The organism is Romboutsia maritimum, assembly GCF_002251085.2.
GTDB lineage: Bacteria > Bacillota > Clostridia > Peptostreptococcales > Peptostreptococcaceae > Romboutsia_B > Romboutsia_B maritimum.
In genome coordinates this window covers 1-1,359 of sequence record NZ_NOJZ02000078.1, presented here as the reverse complement: position 1 = coordinate 1,359, position 1,359 = coordinate 1, and the positions used below count along the sequence as shown (strand labels likewise).

Annotated in this window: 3 protein-coding genes; all 3 read right to left on the bottom strand. The window is 26.0% G+C overall.

Translation table 11 applies throughout. The features are described from left to right. Positions 1-187 (bottom strand): DUF4250 family protein (locus tag CHF27_RS13745; RefSeq protein WP_115976362.1); only part of this gene is annotated, 187 nt, incomplete at its 3' end. A 291-nt stretch (positions 188-478) separates the two neighbouring features. After that, positions 479-844, bottom strand: coding sequence for a hypothetical protein (locus CHF27_RS13740; protein ID WP_115976359.1), 366 nt, complete (start codon positions 842-844; stop codon positions 479-481). A gap of 142 nt (positions 845-986) precedes the next feature. Next, positions 987-1,359 (bottom strand): type I phosphoribosyltransferase (locus tag CHF27_RS13735; RefSeq protein ID WP_147294102.1); only part of this gene is annotated, 373 nt, incomplete at its 5' end.

The following is a 1,359-nucleotide window of genomic DNA, read 5'->3' as shown; positions in this document are numbered from 1 at the left end:
GCTTTATATATTGATTTAACTGCTTATTATATTTATATCCTATCTTCTTAAATCTTTCACTTATAGTACTTCTTCCAATACTTAAATCTTTTGATATACTTGTTAAGCTTCTTTTGTTTTCAAGTAAACTATTTATATATTCTACTTGCTCCATTACATCTAAATTATTAAATTTATCCTTATTCATAGTTTAAACTCCTATATTATACATTTGTTTTACTTCTGTATTACATCTTCTAGTTTACTATTTTTAATCCTTTAATTAAATGAAATATATTTAGAATAAAATAAAAGGCGTTGTTTTACGTTTTTTATGATTAATAATATAAAACCATTATGCAAAGCTTAAAGACTCGTTAAAATCGCTTCTATTGGGTATTTTTCGTATATGTTTTGAATATAGATACTGTGCTTTTGATATATTATAATTCAATGAGGATAAATTCTAGTTTTAATAAATATAAAAAGGCATGAGTAGTTATAAGCTTCTCAATGCCTTTTTATATTTATTAAAATCTATTACATTGTTTTTAAATGGATCGGGTTCTATAGATTCTTCCTTTGATACTTTTTCTAACTTCTTAATTCTTCTTTTATCTAATCTTTCAATAAATGCCTTTTTGCTCTTTTCTAACATTTCACTATCTACAATTACATAATTTAAAGTTTGTTTGTCTAAATAGTGGTATTGTCCTTCTTCTACTTCAAAGGCATACGTTTTATAATCTTCCCAAAGTTCCTCATTACTTAATCTATCATCATACATCTTTAAGTAATAGGTTATACTTCCACTTAACCTAAGCCATAGTTTCTTATTATCTATTTCCATTGTTTTAAATTCCATTTTCTTAAGTCCCTTCTTAACTTAATTCTTTATACTTCTTAATTATCTAGTCAGTTAGTTATATATTTAAGTGCTATATAAAACCATTCCCATTATAAAAACGCAATACACATATTTATAAAGACGACGTTTTTTAGGACACTTAAATTTTCTTTAAAATATTCTCTATCGTTCCTTTTGATTTTCCTAACTTATCAGCTATTTTTCTAATGCTTAAACCACTTTCTTTTAATTCTATTACTTTTTCCTTTAAGTCTTGTAATTCTTGTTGTTTCTTAGTTAGCCCCTTATCATTACGTCGCTTATTCTTTTGATATTCCTTGTCTTTGACTCTTCTTCGGCTATATTTTTCCTCTTTACCTATAATCGTTTTTAAATGCCTTTGTTCCTCGTATGTGATATATAACATATCTATTAATGTATCATTCTTGTACCAGTAGCCCTCTTTGTCCCTCATACCTTTTGATACTCTTTTTACTTCTCCACTACGGACACCTTGTTCATAGTTTATAAAC

Bases quoted from the DNA above. Each gene is read 5' to 3' on its own strand.
- CHF27_RS13740 (WP_115976359.1), bottom strand. From the start codon at position 844: ATGGAATTTAAAACAATGGAAATAGATAATAAGAAACTATGGCTTAGG.